The sequence below is a fragment of the Lacticaseibacillus zhaodongensis genome (assembly GCF_009687905.1).
Classification (GTDB): domain Bacteria; phylum Bacillota; class Bacilli; order Lactobacillales; family Lactobacillaceae; genus Lacticaseibacillus; species Lacticaseibacillus zhaodongensis.
Window position 1 is genome coordinate 19,686 of sequence record NZ_BLBG01000011.1, and the last position, 21,378, is coordinate 41,063.

Annotated in this window: 20 protein-coding genes; 3 read left to right on the plus strand and 17 right to left on the minus strand. The window is 52.2% G+C overall.

Annotation, left to right across the window (positions count from 1 at the left end):
* The first annotated feature begins 39 nt into the window (after positions 1 to 39).
* Positions 40 to 1,467, plus strand: coding sequence for a nicotinate phosphoribosyltransferase (locus GN107_RS08180; RefSeq protein ID WP_155287319.1), 1,428 nt, complete (start codon positions 40 to 42; stop codon positions 1,465 to 1,467).
* A 110-nt stretch (positions 1,468 to 1,577) separates the two neighbouring features.
* On the opposite strand, the gene nagA is transcribed toward GN107_RS08180, so the two are convergent.
* The 11 genes from nagA to GN107_RS08235 form a co-directional block, all read right to left on the minus strand.
* Positions 1,578 to 2,735, minus strand: a complete 1,158-nt coding sequence (nagA, locus tag GN107_RS08185; RefSeq protein WP_155287320.1) for an N-acetylglucosamine-6-phosphate deacetylase — start codon at positions 2,733 to 2,735, stop codon at positions 1,578 to 1,580.
* A 366-nt stretch (positions 2,736 to 3,101) separates the two neighbouring features.
* A complete protein-coding gene (locus GN107_RS08190; protein WP_155287321.1) occupies positions 3,102 to 3,485 on the minus strand; it encodes a PTS sugar transporter subunit IIA in 384 nt (127 codons plus the stop codon).
* A 262-nt stretch (positions 3,486 to 3,747) separates the two neighbouring features.
* The gene (locus tag GN107_RS08195) at positions 3,748 to 4,572 is read right to left on the minus strand and encodes a PTS system mannose/fructose/sorbose family transporter subunit IID (protein WP_155287322.1); all 825 of its coding nucleotides are present in this window, start codon (positions 4,570 to 4,572) and stop codon (positions 3,748 to 3,750) included.
* Positions 4,559 to 5,458, minus strand: a complete 900-nt coding sequence (locus tag GN107_RS08200) for a PTS mannose/fructose/sorbose/N-acetylgalactosamine transporter subunit IIC (RefSeq protein WP_155287323.1) — start codon at positions 5,456 to 5,458, stop codon at positions 4,559 to 4,561. The genes GN107_RS08195 and GN107_RS08200 overlap by 14 nt, the downstream gene beginning before the upstream one ends.
* Before the next feature lie 20 nt (positions 5,459 to 5,478).
* Positions 5,479 to 5,961: a PTS sugar transporter subunit IIB gene (locus tag GN107_RS08205; RefSeq protein ID WP_155287324.1), complete on the minus strand. Its 483-nt coding sequence runs from the start codon at positions 5,959 to 5,961 to the stop codon at positions 5,479 to 5,481.
* A 162-nt stretch (positions 5,962 to 6,123) separates the two neighbouring features.
* Complete coding sequence (locus tag GN107_RS08210) at positions 6,124 to 7,299, minus strand: SIS domain-containing protein (RefSeq protein WP_155287325.1); 1,176 nt, start codon at positions 7,297 to 7,299, stop codon at positions 6,124 to 6,126.
* A 74-nt stretch (positions 7,300 to 7,373) separates the two neighbouring features.
* A complete protein-coding gene (locus tag GN107_RS08215; RefSeq protein ID WP_155287326.1) occupies positions 7,374 to 8,114 on the minus strand; it encodes a GntR family transcriptional regulator in 741 nt (246 codons plus the stop codon).
* A gap of 700 nt (positions 8,115 to 8,814) precedes the next feature.
* Positions 8,815 to 9,573, minus strand: coding sequence for an aspartate/glutamate racemase family protein (locus tag GN107_RS08220; protein ID WP_155287327.1), 759 nt, complete (start codon positions 9,571 to 9,573; stop codon positions 8,815 to 8,817).
* 122 nt (positions 9,574 to 9,695) lie between these two features.
* On the minus strand, positions 9,696 to 11,255 hold the full coding sequence (locus tag GN107_RS08225) for a UDP-N-acetylmuramoyl-L-alanyl-D-glutamate--2,6-diaminopimelate ligase (RefSeq protein ID WP_155287328.1): 1,560 nt from the start codon (positions 11,253 to 11,255) through the stop codon (positions 9,696 to 9,698).
* A 76-nt stretch (positions 11,256 to 11,331) separates the two neighbouring features.
* The gene (locus tag GN107_RS08230) at positions 11,332 to 11,808 is read right to left on the minus strand and encodes a GreA/GreB family elongation factor (protein ID WP_196246296.1); all 477 of its coding nucleotides are present in this window, start codon (positions 11,806 to 11,808) and stop codon (positions 11,332 to 11,334) included.
* Positions 11,809 to 11,978: 170 nt separating this feature from the next.
* Positions 11,979 to 12,365: a winged helix-turn-helix transcriptional regulator gene (locus GN107_RS08235; RefSeq protein ID WP_155287330.1), complete on the minus strand. Its 387-nt coding sequence runs from the start codon at positions 12,363 to 12,365 to the stop codon at positions 11,979 to 11,981.
* Positions 12,366 to 12,624: 259 nt separating this feature from the next.
* On the opposite strand from GN107_RS08235, the gene GN107_RS08240 reads away from it, so the two are divergent.
* Positions 12,625 to 13,131 (plus strand): type 1 glutamine amidotransferase domain-containing protein, encoded by a 507-nt coding sequence (locus GN107_RS08240; protein WP_155287331.1) that lies wholly within the window; start codon positions 12,625 to 12,627, stop codon positions 13,129 to 13,131.
* A 91-nt stretch (positions 13,132 to 13,222) separates the two neighbouring features.
* Here GN107_RS08240 and GN107_RS08245 read toward each other — a convergent pair whose 3' ends face one another.
* Complete coding sequence (locus GN107_RS08245) at positions 13,223 to 14,533, minus strand: serine hydrolase (RefSeq protein WP_155287332.1); 1,311 nt, start codon at positions 14,531 to 14,533, stop codon at positions 13,223 to 13,225.
* Here GN107_RS08245 and GN107_RS08250 point away from each other — a divergent pair.
* Positions 14,532 to 14,744, plus strand: a complete 213-nt coding sequence (locus tag GN107_RS08250) for a hypothetical protein (protein WP_155287333.1) — start codon at positions 14,532 to 14,534, stop codon at positions 14,742 to 14,744. The two genes, GN107_RS08245 and GN107_RS08250, sit on opposite strands and share 2 nt — an antisense overlap.
* Here the strand turns inward: GN107_RS08250 and GN107_RS08255 are convergent, their stop codons facing one another.
* The 5 genes from GN107_RS08255 to GN107_RS08275 form a co-directional block, all read right to left on the minus strand.
* Positions 14,745 to 15,698: an alcohol dehydrogenase catalytic domain-containing protein gene (locus tag GN107_RS08255; RefSeq protein WP_155287334.1), complete on the minus strand. Its 954-nt coding sequence runs from the start codon at positions 15,696 to 15,698 to the stop codon at positions 14,745 to 14,747. It lies immediately after the preceding gene.
* A 244-nt stretch (positions 15,699 to 15,942) separates the two neighbouring features.
* The gene (locus GN107_RS08260) at positions 15,943 to 17,106 is read right to left on the minus strand and encodes a sensor histidine kinase (RefSeq protein ID WP_503826423.1); all 1,164 of its coding nucleotides are present in this window, start codon (positions 17,104 to 17,106) and stop codon (positions 15,943 to 15,945) included.
* A gap of 18 nt (positions 17,107 to 17,124) precedes the next feature.
* On the minus strand, positions 17,125 to 17,811 hold the full coding sequence (gene croR / locus GN107_RS08265) for a response regulator transcription factor CroR (protein ID WP_155287336.1): 687 nt from the start codon (positions 17,809 to 17,811) through the stop codon (positions 17,125 to 17,127).
* A 1,007-nt stretch (positions 17,812 to 18,818) separates the two neighbouring features.
* A complete protein-coding gene (locus tag GN107_RS08270) occupies positions 18,819 to 19,427 on the minus strand; it encodes a TetR/AcrR family transcriptional regulator (RefSeq protein WP_155287337.1) in 609 nt (202 codons plus the stop codon).
* A 110-nt stretch (positions 19,428 to 19,537) separates the two neighbouring features.
* Complete coding sequence (locus tag GN107_RS08275) at positions 19,538 to 20,905, minus strand: Nramp family divalent metal transporter (protein ID WP_155287338.1); 1,368 nt, start codon at positions 20,903 to 20,905, stop codon at positions 19,538 to 19,540.
* Positions 20,906 to 21,378: the final 473 nt, after the last annotated feature.

Genomic DNA, 21,378 nt, shown 5'->3' on the forward strand with positions numbered 1-21,378 from the left:
AAGACACGTAACGACACTAGAGCCTAAACGGAGGAAATTATGGAACGCAATTTATCATTACTTACCGATTTGTACGAATTCACCATGGCCAACGGTTTCAAACAGGAACTTGGCGACGACCGGGCGACATTCGACATCTTTTTCCGCAACGTTCCCGATGACGGTAGTTTTGTAGTCACGGCCGGATTAGCCCAAGCGGTGGCGGCCCTCAAGAACTTTCACTTCGATGATTCCGACGTTGAATATTTCCGCAGCCTGCACCTCTTCAGCGACGATTTCCTGAATTACTTGCACGACTTCAAACTCGACTGCAGTGTTACCGCGATTCCGGAAGGCACACCGGTCTTCCCCCGCGAACCATTACTGACAATCAGCGGGCCACTCGTCCAAACACAGTTATTGGAAACCCTGCTCCTGAACATCATTAACCACCAGAGCCTGATTGCCACCAAGGCCCGCCGTATCACCTACGCCGCAGCCGGCCGGCCCGTCATGGAATTCGGTGCTCGCCGTGCCCAGGGTCCTGACAGCGCCACTTACGGTAGCCGGGCGGCCGTCATCGGTGGCTGTGCTAGCACCTCAAACGTTGCTGCGGCCAAGGAGTTCGGCATCCCCGCCGCGGGCACAATGGCCCACAGCTGGATCGAATCCTTCCCAAGTGAGCTCGCGTCATTCCGTGCTTGGGCCAAAATCTACCCTGACAACTGTGCCCTGCTCGTCGATACTTATGATGTCCTGCGCTCAGGTGTACCAAACGCCATCCTGGTCTTCAAAGAACTCAAGAAGAGCGGCCACAAACCGGTCGGCATTCGTATCGACTCCGGGGACATCACGGTACTAGCCCGCAAAGCCCGCAAAATGATGGACGAAGCTGGCTTCAAGGATGCCAAAATCACCGCCAGCAACGCCCTTGATGAAAGTGTCATCACCTCACTCCAGGCCGACAACGCCCCCATCGACAACTATGGAATCGGTGAGAAGCTGATTACCAGTTCATCATCACCAGTCCTAAGCGGTGTTTACAAGCTCGCCGCAACTGAGCATAACGGCAAAATCACTCCTAAAATCAAGGTGAGTGCCACCCGCAGCAAGACGACCCTGCCTGGCATCAAGAAGGTCTACCGCCTCTACCACAACGGTCACCACCACGCTTTTGCCGATATTATCGCGCTCGCGGACGAGGAAATCGTTTCGGGTCAGCGCGCTTACAATAGCAATCCACTAGCAACCAGCAAGGAAACCGTTCTTGACGATTTTCGGGCGGTCCCACTGCAGCAGACCGTTGACCTGAGCAAAACTGAGCCGGTAACCACCGACGTTTTCGGCATTCAGGCTTACAGCAAGCAGCGTCTCGCTGAACTGCCACACGCAACCAAGCGTCTGATCAATCCTGACACTTACACCGTGTACATCACTAAGAACCTGTACGACCTGCAGCAAAAGCTGGAAGCAGAGGAGCTGCGGTAGGCACACGGAACTCAGACTAATTCGCAAAATTAATTTTCCACGCAAAAGGACGGCCACAAAAATGTGACCGCCCTTTTCTAGTTGCGACTAATTCGAATTAGAGTTATTAACTAGGCCTCGTAGCGACTCTCGCCCTTCAGGTAGGTCGCTGCCAAATTCATGTCAGGCTTGAGCACGATGAAGTCCGCACTGCGCCCAGGCAGGATGCTGCCGCACTTGTCAGCGATCCGGCAAGACTTAGCAGGTACGTAAGAAGCCATCCGGACGGCCTCTTCAGGAGTGTTACCGTTCCAGTCGACAACGTTCTTGATGGCGTCGTTGAGCTTCAAGATGGAACCGGCAAGACTGTGGGCACCGTCCTTGAGCTTAGCCATGCCGTCCTTAACGACGACTGGGAATTCACCCAGTACGTAATCACCGTCAGGCATGAGGCCCGCGCGCATGCAGTCAGTAATCAGCGCAATGTGCTCTGGCGTCTTCTCACGGATCAGGGCGGCGGCAACTTCTGGACGAACGTGGTGCCCGTCGCAAATCAGTTCATCGTCTACGACCTGGGTAAACATCGCCGCACCAACCATGCCGGGTGCCCGGTGGTTGAGACCACTCATGCCGTTAAAGGTGTGGGTGAAGACAGTCGCGCCGGCTTCGATGCAGGCCTTAGCCTCTTCAAAGGTCGCGCTGGAGTGACCCAGAGCAACAACCTTACCTGATTGGCTAACGTGTTTGGTAAACTCAACGGCACCCTTGCGTTCTGGCGCAATCGCGATTTTCTGCAGCAAACCCTTAGCACTCTTTTGCCACTCATCGAATTCTTTGGTGGAAGGATCCTTGAAGTACTTCGGGTTCTGGGCGCCCTTGTGCTCTTCGGTGAAGTAAGGGCCTTCGAAATAGATACCCTGAATCGTTGCCCCGGTCTCTTCGCCGGCGTGGGCACCAATGGTCTTGCAGACGGCGTTCAACTGGTCAAAAGACCCAGTGAGCGTTGTTGGCAGCCATGAAGTAACTCCGCACTTGAGCAGGCCTTCAGACATCTCCGAAATCGCATCCCAATCGTTGTCCATGACATCATGGCCCAGCAGACCATGAATATGGGTGTCAACCAATCCGGGTGCGATCCATTTGTTGCCGAATTCCCGAATTTCACCCTCTGGCTTCTGACCAGCTGGAAGGTAGTCGCCAAACTTGCCGTCATCAGTAACTTCGAGGTAACCCCCATTTTCGGTGACGTTCTTCAGAAAGAACTTAGCGGCATGAATGTAATAGCTCATTATTAAAAGTCTCCAATCTTGAAATTCAAATCTTGATAGTTAACTGCGTGCTAAAGCACAGCGCTTTCACGGGTCCATTTTAGCACATTGGTCTAGACATGTGCAGCGGCAGGCCGGAACGAAACAGGCCGGATCACCTGTGGGGAATCCGGCCTGATTTTGTGGTCGAGTTATACCGCCGATAAGCTACATCGCACGCAACGTAGTTAACTCGCGTTGCATTGATACGATGCCAACTTTCGGTGTCTAGTCGAGCTGCTGCCCGCATAAGGTTGCGGCTAACCTGCTCTGGTCCAAATGCCTAAGTGCGGGCATTTTGCCCAGAGCCTGTTAGTCCTCACCTTATGACCGCGGGCCTCCGCTCTGTTACTTTGGCAGCACGTCGTTCACGTGGACGACGCCGGCTTTGGTTTCGCCAACGATGTCTGCATCAGTTCCGACCATCGCTGCGTTGATGTAACTGATGACCATTGGCAAGTTCATTCCTGCATAGAGGTCAAACTTTGCTGCACCCTCCATCAGGATCCGTGCCGCAACATTACATGGCGTACCGCCCATTAAATCAGCGAAGACGATGTAGTCACTGAGCTCGGATGTGACCTTTTCAAACTTCGCGCGGAAGTCCTCGGGGCTTTCGTTGGGCTCCAGTCCGACCGTGTGGATGCTATCCTGCGGTCCCATAATCATCTCTGCGCTCTTCTTCAATTCACTGCAAAAGTGGCCGTGACTAATCATTACTAATTCGCTCATTTATTATCCCTCGTTTACTTTGTATCATTCATTGTTTGTTGTGCTGGGGTGGAAAAGTGTGGTGCTAAATTGACCAAACTGTGGTGCTTGCCGGAAACTCGCATTACTGAACGCAAAGCCTTCTAGCAGCAGGTGTCTAGTCGAGCTGCGCAGAACTGAAGCTTCCGCTTAACACACTCTGGTCCAAATGCCAAAGTGCAGGCATTTTGACCAGAGTCCGTTAATGCTCAGCTTCAAACCGTTCTGCTCCGCTCTGTATTTTCTAACCCTTCGTAATTACGCCCAATGCTGCCAAGGCGATGGAGACGAAGAGGACGATGAAGATGGCCTTGGTGGAGGTCATGTGCTTCTTACCAAGAAGCCAGTAGATGGCACCAACAATCAGTGCTGGCAGGAGCTTTGGCAGAATCATGTCCAAGTTGTTCTGGATGTTCAGTGGTACAGAGCCAATGGTTGGCGCCCATGCAAACTTAACGTTGATCATGGTTGCAACCAGGGCACCGACCATGAAGACACCCATCATGGTAGCCGCGTCAGTCAAGGCTGACAGCTGGCTCTGCATGTTGGTAACCAGAGAAACCCCCTGCTTGTATGCAGGCTTCAATTGGCTCCAACGGAAGACGTTAACCGCCATCTGCGCAATGATCCAGATGACAATACCGATTGGGTTGCCCTGGTGCGCCATGGTTGCCGCGATGGCCCCGAAAATTGCGGGAATCAAGGAAGCGAAAATCGAGTCCCCGATAGCGGCAAAGGAACCCATCAGGCCGGCTTTCATACCGGTGACAGTATCTTCACCATTAATGCCTTCCTTCTCTTCAACGGCCAGGTCGATCCCGGTAATAATCGTGTTGAAGAAGTTGGAGGTGTTGAAGAACTGGGTGTGCGTCTTCATCATCTTTTTCAGTTCTGGCGTGTCATCCCCGTAGATTTTGCGCAGCTGCGGCAGAATCGTGTAGAGGTAACCTGAACCTTGCATCCGTTCGTAGTTCCAGCCCAGCTGGAAACCGAAGAGGCTGCGCCGGTTGATTTGGTTGAAGTCCTTGTTCGTCAGTTTGTACTTAGGTTCTGTATTAGAGTTCGTCATCTTCAATTTCCCCCTCTTCTTCAGAGTCACTGCTTGAACTTGGTGCGGCAGCCTTAGCCTTTGGCGTTGCAATCGTCCGCTGGTATGCCATTGCGGCAAGCGCGAAACCGATCATGGCGATAGCAAGCATTGAGATACCGTTGAATGATGTGGTGAAAGCCTTGGATGCTGCACTGAGGCCGGCACCGATTGTCTGCACACTGGTGAACAGCGTGGAGAATAGCATTGTAATCACAAAACCAAGAATCAGGTATGGGTAGTGCTTCTTAACTGGCAGGTAACGGAGCAGGATTGCAAAACCAACGGCTGGGAGAACAGCACCGGCTGTGGTCAGACCATCGCCGAGCCACTTCCAAGGGCCATTCAGTTCCTTAACGATCATGTTGATGAAACCACCGCCAAGGGTCAGGCCCAGGCATACAGGAATCATCCGGGAAAGTGCCCATGGAAGTGCACCAGCTAAGAAGTAACGCTCGATGCTCTTGTAGTTCATCTTCTCAACCTGCGCATCGATCCGGTGTGCGAAGAAGGTGTTAGTGAAACGAGCGAGAATATCCAGGTAAATCATCAGACTGGCAACTGGAACCGCAACTGCCGCAATCGCGGCCTGGGCGTTCATGTTCGCACCAATTGAGAATGCTGCGGCAACAACGGTCCCGGTGTTAGCGTCGATACGGGACGCACCACCAAAGGTCCCAACACCCAGAACCATGAGTTGCATCCCGGCACCGATTAACAGGCCGGATTTAATGTCGCCCATAACCAGGCCAACGAAGAATCCCGCGAAGACTGGTGAACTCAGTGAAGAGTAGATTTGCAGTTCATCGAGGATTTGATAGCCGGCATAGAGCGTAATAAGTGCAATCTGCCACCATGCAATGTGCATTGTTTTTTCCTCCTTTTGCCTTACTTCTTGTGCAACAGCGTCATGAAGTCTGTTGAATCATCAGACGGAACCATTTGGGCCGTGAGTTTTACGCCCAGCTTGTTTAGTTCCTCAAACGCCGCAACGTCTTCATCAACAATGTTAATTGACTTGGTCAGGGACCGTGTCTCCTCAGTCTGGGACATGTTGCCGACGTTGATTTCCTTGATTGGAACACCCAGCTTGACCAGTTCAAGTAGCGTCTCCGGCTTCTTCGCAACGATGAACATGCGCTGGGAGTCGTACTTGTGGGCAAGAATGTGATTTGCGGCGGTCTTAACGGGGAGCACTGACAGCTTCACCGATGCCGGCGCGGCCATCCGTAGCCCGCTCTTTTCGATCGCGCTTTGGGAAACCTTATCGTCGACAACCATGATCCGCGATGCCTGAAGCTTAGTCGTCCACAGGTTTGCAACCTGGCCGTGAACGAGGCGTCCGTCAATACGTGTAGCGATAATTGCCATAACCATTCCTCCTATGGTTGAGCCGGCCTAGTTAGTGTGCCGGACTCTATTCCAGTCGGACCACTGCGCAACAACGCGGGGGCCCTAAATAACGAATATCAATAATGGCTTGGTACCAAAAATATTTATTTCGCCCCGCCGCTGCCAGCTTTGGGGACGTTGTTACCCTTTGTAGTCGTGCAAAATGACACCCTTAACGACCCGGTTGACGGTGCCAGTTGGTGATGGCGTGTCGGGCAGGTTGCCAACCTTGATGGAACTGAGGAGTGCCAGCGTCTGGGCAAACATGACGTCTGGTAATGCTTGGTAACCCTCAGGAAGAGTCTTGCTACCAGTCTTGAAGGCAAAATTCTCACCGGAGAAGTCGTTTCCCTGGTCCGTGCCGACTGCCACGATGCGCTTGGCGATGCCATCACCCTTGATTTCCTCCATCACGTCCACATCGTACTGGCGGGTGTAAGGATCATTGCTGAGAAAATCGAAGACCAGGGTTTTACCGTTGACGAATGATTTTGGCCCGTGCCGGAAGCCCATTGAGGTGTCGAAAATCGTGGCCAGCTGGCCGGCAGTTAGTTCCAGGATTTTGAGCTGCGCCTCTCTGGTCAGTCCACCCAGGCTGCCGCTACCCAGGTAGGTGATGCGGTTGAAGTCATCGTTGGCCAAGTCTTGAATCTCGCTCTCCCGGGCGATGACTTCGTGGCCCATCTTGACGATGGTTGCGACATAATCCGCTTTAGCTGCCGTGTCCGCCTGATCGAAGACGAGCATTGCGGTCAGTGCCATGCAGGAGAAGCTACCGGTCATTGCAAAACCCTTGTCGTTAGACCCAGCTGGCTGCAAGAGCAGCAGGTTCGTGTCCTCCCCCTCAGTGTGCTTAGCAAGCTTGCCCTCTGGTGCGCAGGTGATTGTCAGCTGGTGCAAATTGGTGATCACCTGCTCCGCTAGCTCGACCGCCTTCACAGATTCTGGTGAATTACCACTGCGAGCGAAGGAAACCAAGATTGTTGGTGTTTCCGGCTCCAAGAAATCGTAGGGTGCGGAAACAATGTCCGTCGTCGCAATTGATTCAAAGTTGAAGTGGCTGCGGTCACCGTGCTTGTTCAGGTAAGGAGTAACGGTGTCGCCAGTGTAAGCACTGGTACCGGCACCGGTGAAAATGACCCGGACCTTTTTGCCTGCCGCCGCTGCAATAACGCCATTAAGAAAAGAACTAATGCTTGCCGCTTGGGTTTGATAGTTCGCAAATGCTTCTTCCCACAATTCTGGCTGCTGCTTGATTTCCTTGGTGGTGATCTGTGCACCAAGCTTAGTTAATTCATCAACTGTCTTTTCAAACATATTTTTCCTCCTCAAAGGCGGGATCCCCGTCCGTTTTTGCAAAAAATGAAATGCTTTTTAACGCTATGTGCCGCTCAATAAGTGGTGGTGCCATCCTGAACGTGGTGCTGGACTCGGTAAACGAACTGGTCGGCGCGGGTCACGCTCAAGGTGAATTCAACGATTTCACCGTTTAAACCGGTGCTCGTCCGCTGCACGTTCAGGCTCGGTGATCCTTTTGGCACCCGCAGCAGTTCCGCATCCTTATCGGGCATCAGGCTGGCGAAGAATGCCTCGCGTGCGTTCACGATCGGTGAATCATATTCCGCATTCATGAGCGCGTAAAGCCCAGTATCTTCAACATCCTGGGCGCGAAGTTTCGGAAAGCGGTCCGCCGGCAGGAAGGTGCGCTCGACCATCAGCGGAATGCCATCCGCGCTCCGCAAGCGTTTGAGCTTGTACGTGGGAGTGCCAATGGGGATATTTAGCTGCTCACCAATGTACTTGGTTGCCGGCGCGGTTTGCAGGTAGAGCACCTTGGAAAACGGCTCGCGGCCCTGACCGAGCATCTGGTCGGTAAAACTGTAGGTGTCAGAGAGATTGGTCGGCTGGGCCAGCGGGTTCGCAACAAAAGTACCCCGACCGCGCCGCCGGTAAATAATTCCGAGCATTTCGAGCCGGGCTAATGCTGACCGGACCGTGTTGCGGCTCACCCCGTATTGCTTGGCAAGCTCCCGCTCCGGGGGCATCTGACTGTGGGGGGCCATGTTCGTCCTGATCTGCTCCCGCAGCTGGCTCACTAATTGTTCATGTAGTGGTTGCTCCGACTTGTCCACTTTGATTACCTCCCGATTGGTACCAACCAAAGTCAGTGTAAACGCATACTATTCCAAGGTCAACTACACCAATCTCAAAAAACAACACTTTCAGTGGCAGCTTTCATTATTGGTATATGCGTAAATAAGCGGGCTACAAATGCGGCTTGCCTCTAGATATTTCCTGGATTAATGCGGTTTGTCATCACATGGTGCTAGTATGCGAGCATGTTTTATGCTTGTAAATACTTTTTGGTATATAAGCTGACAAAAATATCTCAACTATTTTTGTAAGCGCTATTTCTATCATTGGCGCTTTTGCAAGTAAATGTTGCTACTGCAACCTTTGTGGACAATGAAAATATGATAATTAAAAGCTATAAAAAAGGTACCAATTGCTCACAAACGCCTTTAAATCAGGCTTTATGCAATGGTACCACGATGATAATATTTATGGGTACCATTTTCGTGACGCATCTAAGTGTCACAGTGGGTACCAATCAAAGATGGTTAAATCCCCTAATGGCGGTGTTGCGGGGCTTGCAGCGGTTGGTATAGACAATTTGCGATGGTACCAATCAGCCCCTGTAATTGAAAATTATGAAAGCAGAATGCTTGTTATTGTTCATGTTTATAATTACTTATATGTATAAATTAATAGCCCCGCTGATTTTGATTGTAAAATCAGCGGGGCTACTTTTGTTCATTTTGTTTATTTGGTTTATTTACGACCAGCAATCACGTCGGCCAGCAAATGCTTACCAGCCGCCACACTATCACGAAATGCTTGACCCAGCATCAAGGTCTTGTCGACAATAATACTTTGCGGATCAACCAACTCGTAATCCGGCTGGGGAGCCATTTCGTTAGCAAGGGACAATTCGGTGCAGCCGAGAACGATAGCTTCGGCGCCGAAATCATCCCGCATAATGCGCAAAATTTCCGCAAACAATTTACCATCGACCTGGCCCTTTTCCTTGATGTCATCGTAAATGAGTTCCATCACCATGTCGCGCACGTGCTGGTCACCCAGTGTCACCTCGCGCCCGGCAGCTTCGATCTCGTCTTCGTAAATATGGTCCGCAATGGTTCCCTTCGTCGCAATCAAGCCGATCCGTTTTGCCTGCGGATAGCGGCGACACATCTCCATGACGGCGATGTGGGGCATGTGAAGCAGCGGCACGTCCGTCAGCGCGTTCAACTCATTGTAGAAGTAATGCGCGGTGTTGCAGACCATGACCATGAAGTCCGGACGTAGCTCGCTCTGCTGCAGCACGTCTTCGCGCAGTGCGGGGTAGAAGCTGGGTTGCCCGTGGTCAAGAATGTAAGTCGTCCGGTCCGGCACGGTGGCGTGGTTGACCAAGAGATAATCCATGTAATCCTGGTCCTTTTGAGCCGCCGTCCGCTGCGTCAGCAGGCGCACGTAGGAATTAGTTGCGGCAGTACCCATACCGCCAATAACGGTGAAGAAACGTTGCATTACAAAATCCTCCAGTCCTCGCGATGCATCATCCCCAAGCGGAACGACCACATTTCGAGGCAAACCAAAGGGGGCGTGACCAAGGTCACGCCCCCTCCCGACAATTAATGACGCGGCATTTGCTATTTTTGCTCGGCTTTAAGCTCCGCTGCAACCTCACGGACAACATTCATATCCTTAGGCCATGGGGTGTCAACGCCGCGAACCTTCTGGTAAGGGTCAGCACCCTTACCGGCAACAACGACGATGTCTTCGGGATGGCTCTCACTGATTGCAGTCTTAATGGCTTCGCGCCGGTCGAGAACCTTCTGGACCTTGACCCGCTTGTCATCAATGCCTTCTGCAATCTGGTCAGCAATATCGTCCGGGCTCTCAAAACCAGGATCATCGGTGGTCAGGTAGGCATCATCGGCGTATTCGTTCAGGACCTTAGCAAAATCGGCTCGCCGCGAAACACCCTTGTCGCCAGGGGCACCAATCACAACGCGAATACGCGGATTGTTGTACTCAGCGTTCAGAAAGCTGAGGAGCGCCTTCATGCTAGCGTAGTTGTGCGCGTAGTCAACGTAAACGTGCCCGTGGCCGGGAACCGTTTCGGATTCCATCCGGCCGGGAATTTTGACGTCGCGAATGCCCGTTGCCGCCGTGGTTGCGTCAACGCCGGACAAGCCGGCACCGATAATCGCTGCGGTAGCGTTGCTTTCGTTGTAATCACCAATCAGTTCCAGTGTGTACTGACCGCCGATGTTAAGTTCAACGGCTTTGTCCGTAATTGGAATCAGCGTGAACTTGCTGGTTGCCAAGTCGGCCTCGGAACTGTCAAAACGGAAATCAATTGGCAGAGTCGGGTCTTTGGGCTGGAAACCAGCAGACGCAAAGAGGTAGATACTGTCCGGGTAGGTCGTGGTGCGCGCGGCGGCGTAAACTTCATCGAAGTGCTCCGTCTCGGCATTAATGACGACCTTCCGCGAGTTAACTAGCAGCTGCAGCTTGTTGTGCAGGTAGTTGGCAAAAGTTGGGTGCTCATTTGGCCCGATATGATCCGGCGTGATGTTTAGGAAGAAGCCGACATCGTACGTCAGGCCAAACACCCGGTTGCGCAGGTAAGCCTGGCTGGAGACCTCCATCACGAGGTGGGTCATGCCATTGTCGACCGCAGCCCGCATGTCGTGGAACAAGTCCATGCTTTCTGGTGTCGTCAGGTCAGACTTGAAGCGCTGGTCCGGGTTCGGGCCCACGATCCGGTCAATCGTGGAAAACAGAGCAACATGCTTCGGGTGGGCAGCTTCAAGAATCCCGCGCGTGAAGTATGCGGAAGTTGTCTTGCCCTTGGTCCCCGTGAACGCGATGACGTGCAGATCATCTTGCGGAAATTCGTAAAATGCCGCACTCAAAATGGACATCGCTTTAGTAATGTTGCTGACAATCAGCGCGTTGAGGCCGTTGCCTTCAACATAAGGCTTCTCGGCAACGTAAGTCGTTGCCCCCTTATCTTTAGCCATCGACAGATAGATCGGACGAAACTTGGTCCCCTTGCAGAAGAAGAGGGTTGGGCCCTCAACCTTGCGGGAATCATATGCTATCCCGGTCATCAGCTCCGCAGATTCGCTCTGAACGGCGCTGCTCTTGAGCAAATGGTGCTCTTTGAGTAACAAAATGCATGCAGTTAGTGAAATTGCCATGGGTGTGTCTCCTCTATCCAGCTTTGCTTAGACATTCTTGTTAATTATAGCACAGCTGCCCAGGACACTCTGCCCTCTATTCCGTCACATGTACGTCCTTGATCGTGACGTCATAACTACCAGCTGGTGCCTGCACCTGCACCGTATCACCGGCACGGTGCTGTAGCAGTGCGGCGCCAAGTGGTGAGACACTAGTCAGATTATTTGCCTCAGTTTCAGCTTCCGCCGGGCCAACAATATGGTAAGTCTCCGTGTCCTCAGGGTCGTCGCCTTCAAAATTGATCTGCACCGTTTTGCCCAGATCAACCACGCCGTCATCCTGTACCTTGACCACCTGACCGTAGCGAATCTGTTTGTCCAAAAAGCGCATGCGGCTTTCTAGGTGCCGCAAATCCCGTTTGGACTCGGTGTACTCGGTGTTTTCGGAACGGTCGCCTAACGCAGCGGCCGCTGCTACCCGCTTAATGTACTCCGGATGCTTTTCGTGGCAAGCGGCTAGTTCCTTCTTCAACGCCGCCAGTCCCCGCGGCGTAATGTCAAAATAATCCAAAATATAGTTCCCCCTTCAGTACTAATACGGTGGATTGTGAACTATTGTTGGGCGCTTTGCAAGCGGCTGCATTTTGGCTTAGCAAATCCTTTAGTGCTTTACAAATCCTGTGTTAGCGCCCATTAAATATCTAATTTGGATGCGAAGCCGTACAGGCGTGGAATCCCGGAGGTTTACGTCAATCTGAAGTCCGTTTGTAGTTGTAGAACCGCCAAGCGGTCCTTGCCCCAGCTAAACATTGCCTCGACGATCGGCATTAGGCTTTGGCCGGTCGCGGTCAAATCATAGTACACCGCCTGCCGGTTATTGATAACTTCAACCCGCCGTGTGACCAATCCGTCCTCGACCAATTCCTTCAGCTGCTGCGCGACCACTTTGTGGGTCGCATCATCAAGTAGGCGCTGAATTGCGTTAAAGCGTAGCGTGCCGTCATGAGCCAAATGGTAGATGATCACGATTTTGTACTTCCCCGAAAACATTGACAGGGTGTATTCTTTGGCACAATCAAAATTCTTACGCTGAATTTTTGCACGGGCGTAACTTCTAATGGTATCAGTCATCTTGATCCCCCTCATGTATTAACGGCCGACGTTTGTTACTTTGTAAGCCAAAATAATAACTTAGTGACGCCAAACTGGCAAGCAGGTCGGCCAGACTTTAGAAGTAATTAACCGGCATGTCGGACTCAGTCGGAGCTCCGTAACTCTATATGGTTTTAGTCCGGCCCTTCACACAATTTATAAGGCACAAAAAAGTGCGTTATTGTTTCATTGCCGTCCGCACGTAATAATGGGCCTACAAACAAAGGAGGAATTACTAATGCAGAAAATTGCAGTTGTTGTTACTGACCTGGTCGAAGACGTTGAATTCGTCAATCCGGTACAGGCACTGCGGGACGCTGGCCATGATGTTACCGTGATTGGTTTTGCCCAAACTCCCGTCACTGGTAAGCACGGCACAACTATCAAGATTGACCGCGCAATTACCGATGTCACCCCAGAAGACTTTGACGTCCTCTTCATCCCCGGCGGTTTCTCGCCCGACCAACTGCGCGCTGATCAGCGCTTCGTTGATTTCACCAGGCACTTCCTGCTGGGCAACAAGCTCACCGCGGCACCTTGCCACGGCCCGCAATTGATGATTCAAACCGGCTTGGTCCACGGCCGCACCATGACCGCCTACCTCACCGTCCAGCCCGACCTTTACTATGCCGGCGCTCGTGTTGAAGACCGACCCGTGGTGATCGATGGCAACTTGATTACTAGCCGCGAGCCTAAGGACATCCCCGCTTTCAACAAAGCCTTCCTAACTGCGTTGGCAAAATAAGCTAGTCAGTTTCACGTGAAACTTCCCCGCACTCAAAAAAGGTCCTGATCACTGCTTAACGCAGCGGTCAGGGCCGTTTACTCGTGGCTATTTAAAATAAATTGCTGAAGAAGTCGCCAATCCCGCGGAAAATCAGCCGGAAGAAGCCGGCCTTCTCAACGGTCTGGGTCGTCTTAACTGGCACTTGGTCATATGCCTTGCCGTCAAGGTAACCGAGGTCATCCCCCTTGACGTGCACGTCGATGTTCCCAACCGTAGTGCCCTTTTGGCTTGGTGCATTGAGGCTCGTGCTCTTGGCCTTGTAGTTCAACTGCACATCACTCTTGCTCGTGCCGGCCGGAACCATTGTGGTGACGGTCTTGCTGGCAACCAGGGGTACGGTTTCTTGCTTGCCCTTATTAACGGCGATTGTTTTGTGGCCAGCAACAGTGCTCCCAGCCTTAATGACTGTCATCTTCTGCCAGTTGTTGAAGGTCCAGCGCATCAGCTTAGCGGTCTGCACGAACCGTTTCGTGGTGCCGGTGCCACCAGCGTGCAGAACAACGGTAATAATCCGCTCACCGTTTTCGGTCGCAGTCCCGGTGAAACAGTCACCAGCCGTGTCGGTCGTCCCCGTTTTGAGACCATCTACATTAAGGTCGGGCTGCGCTGCGACGAGGCCCTTGAGCATGAAGTTCCAGTTGGGCATCTTGGTTGCGTCTGATGTCCCAGCGCGGAAAGTCTTATTCGCGATGCTGGTCGTCTGCAGCACTTCCGGATAATCCTTGAGCAGGTGCTGGGCGACCGTTGCCATGTCGGCGGCCGTCATCACGTTTTCACCATTCTTACCACTACCTGGGTAGATGTAACTGCCGAGTGCGGAGTTGCTCAGGCCATTGGCGTTAACAATCGTGGCGTCGTTGATGCCCCACTTTTTGACTTGCGCGTTCATCATGTCGATAAACTTGTTCTCGTTGCCGGCCACAATGTCACCGAGCATCATTGCCGCAGCGTTTGCGGAGTAAATCAGTGTTGCCTGGTATAGTTCACGGACGGTGTAGGACTTGTCCTGCCGCAGCGGCACGTTGGAGAGACTACGGTCCTGACTGATCTTGTAGATTTCCTTGTCGGGAGTTACCCGGTCGGTCCACTTAACCTTACCCTGCTTGATTGCTTGGAGTAGCAGGTAAACCGTGATCAGCTTGGACATTGACGCAATCGGCAGCACCTGCTTAGCGTTCTTGGCGTAGAGCACCTTGCCACTATTGGCGTCAATGGCGATGGCAGCCTTGGCGTCCACGTCTAGGCTGTTGGTCACCGAACCAGTACTCGTGGCGGCATTGGCCGCAAAAGCCGGGCTAACGGTCGCTGCCATGGTCACGGCTGCAAGCGTGGCGATAATTGCGCGGAAGAATCTCTTCATGATGAAAATCCTCGATTTCAATTTATATTATGTAACAGACAACTTATATTATGCCGCACATGGCGCCGCGTTACCAGAAACCGCTCCCCATTGCATCCTTAAACTTTCACCAACATCATTAGCAAAATTAAGAACTAGTCACCAATCCGGAAAATTTTGGCAGCAAAAAGTCCCGCCGCAGCAGCAGTCGGGACTTCCATCAACAAATTAATTAGGGCAAAACGACGACCTTGCCGAAACTACCCGGCTGATCCAGTGCCGCCTGGGCATCTGCAGTGTGGGCCAGGTCAAAGGTCTTGGTCGGCTTAACATCAATGTGATGATCCTCGATCAATTGGAGCATGTCGTTAAACTTCGCTTCCGTGACCTCAAAGCCCGAACCGAAGCTCGTCAAGCTGCCCCCGGACGGGATGACAAAGGGGTCGAAATCTTTTATCGTCCACTCATCCCCCAAACCGCCAATTAGGCAGCAGTAACCCCGCGGCTGCAGGTGCTGCAGTGAATTCGTCAAAGTCTTGGCGCCAACCAGTTCAAGAATCGCGTCAAAATGCGCGGCCGTTTGCACTGCACCATCACTATCCACCACCGGCTCGTCGCAGCCAATCTGCTTCAGCTCTGCAAACTTAGCTTCTGAGCGCGTGCTCCCGGCGATTTTGACGGCGGGATTGATTGCCTTGGCTAACTTGATGGCCGCACTGCCGACCCCACTGGTTGCGCCGCGAACCAGCAGCGTCTTAGCAGTCTGGATGTGGGCGTTAAACAGGGAACCGTACGCCGTAAAGTAAGTTTCAGGAACCGCCGCGAGCTCGGCCCAGCTCAGCTTGGTTGTGACCGGGTAGATCTGTTTGTTGGGCAGCAGTGCATACTCGGCGTAGCCACCATCAAAGGCCCGACCCATGCCGCCCATGATGCTGACGACCTTCTGGCCAACTGGTAGGTGCGCGGCGTCCGTCGTGTCGGCAACCTCACCAACACATTCAATGCCTAGAATCCGCGGAAACTTAACCGTTGGTGACTCCCCGTTGCGGGTAAAAATCTCGGAGCGGTTAATGCCAAAACCCTTAACCTTAACCAAACTCCAGCCCGGCTTGACCTGGGGTGTGGGGACCTCCTTCAGCTGCAACGCTTCTGGACCGCCAGCGTGTTCAATTACAATTGCCTTCATAAGCTGCCTCCTTGATTTTAGTTATAATCACAACATTCACTGCAAGTATAGCATTTTTACCACGCGACACTACGAACCAATCTAACAAAAATTTGCTTAATGGAACCCGGTAAAACGCAACGTAGCGGGAATCAGGCAACCAATACCTAATTCCCGCTACGTTATTTATCAATTAATAGTTGCTCAGCAAAAGCGTTATTTTATTATCAACTTTTTAGAACTAACTTGTTTGCTAAACATCTTTTTAGTTAGCTGCTGGCTGTTTATCTGGTCGCTTTAAGGTCGTGCCCATCTTCACGGGTAGATGCATCACAAAACTGGTCAGCTCGGGGGTGGATTCAGCGTAAATGTAGCCCCCGTGCAACCGCACAATACTCTGGGCAATGGCCAAACCGAGTCCGGAACCACCGGTCGCTTTTGACCGGCTCTCCTCGACCCGATAAAAACGGTCAAAGAGCTGGCTTAAAGACTGGTTGGGAATCTGTTCCCCATCATTTGCGACGCGCACTTCGACCTCGTCGCCCTCTTGCTTAGCGGTCAGGTAGATGTGCTTGGCGCCATGCCCGTATTTAAAGGCGTTCACAATCAAGTTGTTGAAGACCCGGCCTAGCTTTTCAGTGTCGGCCTCCATCATCAGGGGGTTCGGGTTGGCTTGCACTTCAAACTCCAGCCCCTGCTTTTGACCTTCCAATTCAAAACTGGCGGCTAGTTGTTCCAGCATCGCAGCCATGTCGAACTTGTCGGTGGTCAGCTTCGTGGTCGTCGAGCGCACCTTGGTGTACTCAAACAGATCCTCAACCAGGACCTTCATCTGCTTAGCCTTGAGGAAGGCGGTATGCACGTACTTGCGCGCATCAGCCTCACTGCTGGCCTGATTGTCCTCGATCAGGCCTAAATAGCCAATGATGGAGGTTAATGGTGTCCGAATATCGTGGGAAACATTCGTGATCAGCTCGTCCTTACTAGATTCAATTTTGCGTTCCTCTTCCATGGAGCGCACGGTCGAATCAACCAGCGCGTTAATGCTGGTCACCACACGCTGCAGGTCGGGATTGACCGCGAGCTGAATCCGGTGGTTGAGATGTCCCTCGGCGATGTAGTGCAGCTCGCTGATAACGTGGCGCATCTGCATCTGCCGGTAGCGCCGGATGAGCCGCCAGTACACAACAATGGCGTCGGCAAAAATCATCAAGAAGATGAACAAGTGCTGCCAGCTCCACAGGTGGGAGCTATTCGGACCAAAAGTAATGGTCGTTTTAATGGTCCAGATGGCGCTTTGCCACTCACGGCTCGCCGCAATCATCTGGTTAATCATCACGACGATGGCAAAATTAAGCAGGAGCAGCAGGATGACCGTCACTATGCCCTCGATCAGGAGTTCCGACTTCTCCTTGGTGGTCAGGCGAATCTTCTCGCTGCCCATGAATTATGCCTCGACCTTGTAGCCAACACCCCAGACGGTCTCAATGACCTTCTCGCCGTCAGTTGCCTCTTCAATTTTATCGCGCAGGTGGGAGACGTGCACCATGACCGTCTTTGCGGACACGATGGACTCTTGCTGCCAAACGCGTTCAAAAATCTCGTCGGCAGAAAAGACTCGGTTCGGGTGGCTGGCCAGCAGGTACAAAATGCCAAATTCCAGCGCGGTCAACTGAATCTGCTTCCCAGTCAGAGTCACGACTTCGTGGCTGTCCTTAGTGATTTTGAGGGGGCCGACTTCCAGCACGTCGGGCGTGTCAGACTTGACCTGATTCTTACTCCGGCGCAAAAGGCTCTTCACGCGGGCCATGACCTCTAGTGGGTTGAACGGCTTGGTCACGTAGTCGTCGGCACCAGTGATGAGGCCCTGAATCTTATCCATGTCGCCGGTCTTGGCGGACACGATAATGATCGGGATCTGGCTGTCTTTGCGCACGGCCTTCACGACGTCGATACCGGACATATTCGGCATCATGATGTCCAAAATCATTAGGTCGATATCCGGGTTTGTAGCCAGCTTGGTCATGGCTTCCTTACCGGAGTACGCCGGGATGGGTTCGTAGCCCTCATTGGTGGCGTAAATGCTTAGCAATTCAACAATTTCTTTATCGTCATCTACAATTAGAATTTTCATTGTTTGCGTCCTCGCTGTTATCTGCATAGTGCGCAGTATTTATCCTTTAAGTGTATCAGACTAAGGTCGTGATGTGCATATTGGCAGTTAGTTTAGGAGAAGGTTAAGGTGTCATTCGCAATTTTGCAGCAAAATTGGGTGCTATGCTGCCGGCAACGGGCGCATTTACCGCCGCTATAAGAGCCCGGGTGGCAGGCGCATCTCCTTCCGTTACGCCGCTTGGAGGGACAAAGGTTTGCCGGGGCCGGGTTAAAGCCTTGCGAAAAGCGTGCAAGTCTTTCCCCTGATCTCCGAGCCCGCTTTATTTACGCACCAGCCACGGTAAACTTGCATAACTACTGTAATCGCACTGGCGGTCTCTCCGCTCTCCCCGATTGGTAGCGAAAACCACGCTACCAATCGCGACGGCAAAGTCCCTCCCAGCGGCTTCACTACAGGAGAGGCGCGTGCCACCCTACAGTAGCTGTACTAGTTTACAATCGATCTTTCGTCCCAGCCTGTGAAGATGTGATGATTATTCTTGCCGTTAATTTGCCGTCCATCGATAAAGCAATCATCCTGCCTAATCCTGGTTTAGATATTAGTTAAGCAGTATCCAACTAATGATAATCACTATTCAATCGACACCAAGTCGGCTTGTATTCATGCTGAAGTCCAGAAGCGCCAAGTAGGCAGCGGGGGCCTTTACCAGAGCGCAGCCGAGGGGAGTGACCGATCCGAAATGATAATTAGTAGTTGAGCCCCGGGTTTGGGCTCAGCTACTAATTATCAGGGAGAACGGAGAGACCGCTAAGGAGGATAGCGGCTCAACTGCAAGTTAACCGTGGCCGGACAGAAAACACGGCGGGCTCGTAGTTCAGCGTTGAAACTCGCGGGTTTGGCGAGGTCCAAACGCGGCCCCCGGCGGGCCTAGTCACTCCCAGCGGCGGAGCGGCGGTAAATGCGCCCGCTGCCGGTGCCCCACAGGAACAAAAAGGCAAGCACCTCAATAGATACTTGCCTCAGTACTACTTATTCAGTAAGAAGTGAATCTCGCCCTGCACCATCGTCCGCGTCGCCATGCTGACCTCCCGCTGGTTTTTGACCAGCAAGACATCATACAGCGTCCGCTGGAAAATCGACATGATGATGGCCGCCATCGTCATGACCTCGGTCTGATCACAATCCACGATGTCGGCTACGTCTTCCAGCGCGTGGCCGATATTATTTTGGATGTGCTCGGTGATGACGCTCAGCCAGCTCGACTCGTCGTCCGACAGCAACATCCGCTCGCGAATCGTGATGATGAATGATTCGTAATTATCATCACTGGAAAACAGGCGCCAGATGCGGTCGAAGAAGTCCATCAACTGCAGTTCCAGTTCCCCGACGCTCTGTGCATCCGCGAAATTGATCTGGATGTCGTTGACCCGCTCGGCGATGCCCTGGTGCACGATGGTATCAAGGATTTCCTGCTTACCGTGCGGGAAGTAGTAGTAAAGCAGCCCGTCGGCAATCCCTAGTTCCTTGTTTATTTCCCGGGTGGTAGTTGCTTCAAAACCCTTGGCGGCAAACATGTTCCGCGCAACGTCTAGTATGCTGTCGCGTTGATGTTCGCTTCGTTCCGTGTTTTTCATTTTGAATCTTGCCTCCGTTAGCGGCACCTAATTAATAGCCATTTTGCAAAAATTGACTGTGGCGTGCGCCGCAGTCAACTTCCGCTTGCTCAATATTATCCGCGTCTAGTTTACTGCAAAATTCCGATCGTCTGCAAAATCAGGTAGACGTTCAAGATGACCAGCACGACCGTGGCAGTCCATGAGCAGATTTTGACCCACATCTTGTTGGCAAACTCACCCATCAGCTTCTTACTGCTGGTGAAGATAACCAGCGGCACGACCGCAAACGGCAGCGCAACACTCAGGAACACCTGGGAGAAGGTCAGTAAGTTTTCAATTTTGGCTTCATTACCGTGGTAAATGATGGCAAAAGCCAGAACTGGTGATACGGACAGTAGCCGCGTGATCAGGCGCTGCAACCACAGTGGGGCCTTGATCCGGACGAATCCTTCCATAACGATTTGCCCAGCCAGGGTACCAGTGATGGTGGAACTCTGCCCTGATGACAGCAGCGCGATGGCGAAAAGCATACTCAGCATTGGGCTGGCAATTGCGCCGACAATTGCTGGGTTGTTGAGGGAATTGAACAGTTCCTCGAACCGGCCCAGTGAAGTCGTCTTGCCGTAAAAGAGTGCAGCACCCAGAATCAGCAGCAGACTGTTAACGATGAAGGCAATGAACAACTGCAGGTTGGAGTCAATGGTCGAGAAGCGAACGGCCTGGGCCAGTTCCTTGCGGTTCTTCCGGTTGACCTGCCGGGTTTGGGAAATTGATGACCCCAAGTACAAATCATGGGGCATAACCGTCGCCCCAACGATCCCGAGGGTCAGGTACAGCATGCCGTGGTTAGTAACGATGCTACTAGACGGAATGTAACCATTCAAAATGCCGGTAATGCTTGGCTCAGCGAGGAAAACTTCGTAAGCAAAGACAATCAGAATGACCGCAACCAGGGTGGCAACAATTGCTTCGATTTTGCGGAAGCCGAGCTTCATGAGCAGCAGCAAGAGCAAAACGTCCAACGCCGTGATGACGATCCCGACAATGATGGGAATTCCGAACAGTAACTTGATCGCGATCGCGGAACCAATGATTTCAGCGATATCGGTCGCCATGATTGCTAGTTCGGCAACAATCCAGAGCAGGAACCCACCGACCTTACCGGTGTGGGTCCGGGTCAGTTGGGCAAGGTCTTGCCCAGTGACGATGCCCAATTTGGCCGCCATTGACTGCAATAACATCGCAATCAGGCTTGAAATCAGGACAACTGCCAGCAGCTGGTAACGGTACTGCGCACCACCGGCGATGGAGGTGATCCAGTTACCTGGATCCATGTACCCAACGGCAATCAGCACCCCAGGGCCCATGAAGGCTTTGAACGTCCGCCAGAACCCAGCGTTCTTTGGTACTTCGATGGAACCGTTGACTTCATCAAGACTAGTCCCGGCCCCTGTATCCGTTGCGGTGATTGCTTTCTTCTTCGTTTCATCAGACATGATGAATACCTCTTTCCTATTGGCTTAGAAATTCGGTGACCGTGCAGGCGTGCGCACAAGTTTGAACCGTGATTTAACCGCAGCGGCCAATCACAACTTGAACTAACTTCAACCCCGAGGGCTTCCTGGACAATCAGCTAATTAATCGCTTTTTAGTTGGGCGCTCGCTCAACTATTTCCAAAGACCACTATACTAGCATTTTTCAGAAAGGCAAGCACTTTTTGAGTGGGCGCTCAGTTTTATCCGTATTTTGTTGTGTTTACGCATCAACTAGGAGCCCTTTTGCCCACGGACGGGCATTTGTGTTCTTCAATTTAAGCAATTGGTGATATTCGGTATGGCTAACAATTGCTTAATCTGGCACTAATTTAGGCTGTAATTTAGTTTCACCAAACTGAATACAATTCCCGCTTATCTGTAAGCCACAATTGCTTTTGCAAAAACTGTTTGTGCTGTCCATTGCCGGAAAAAC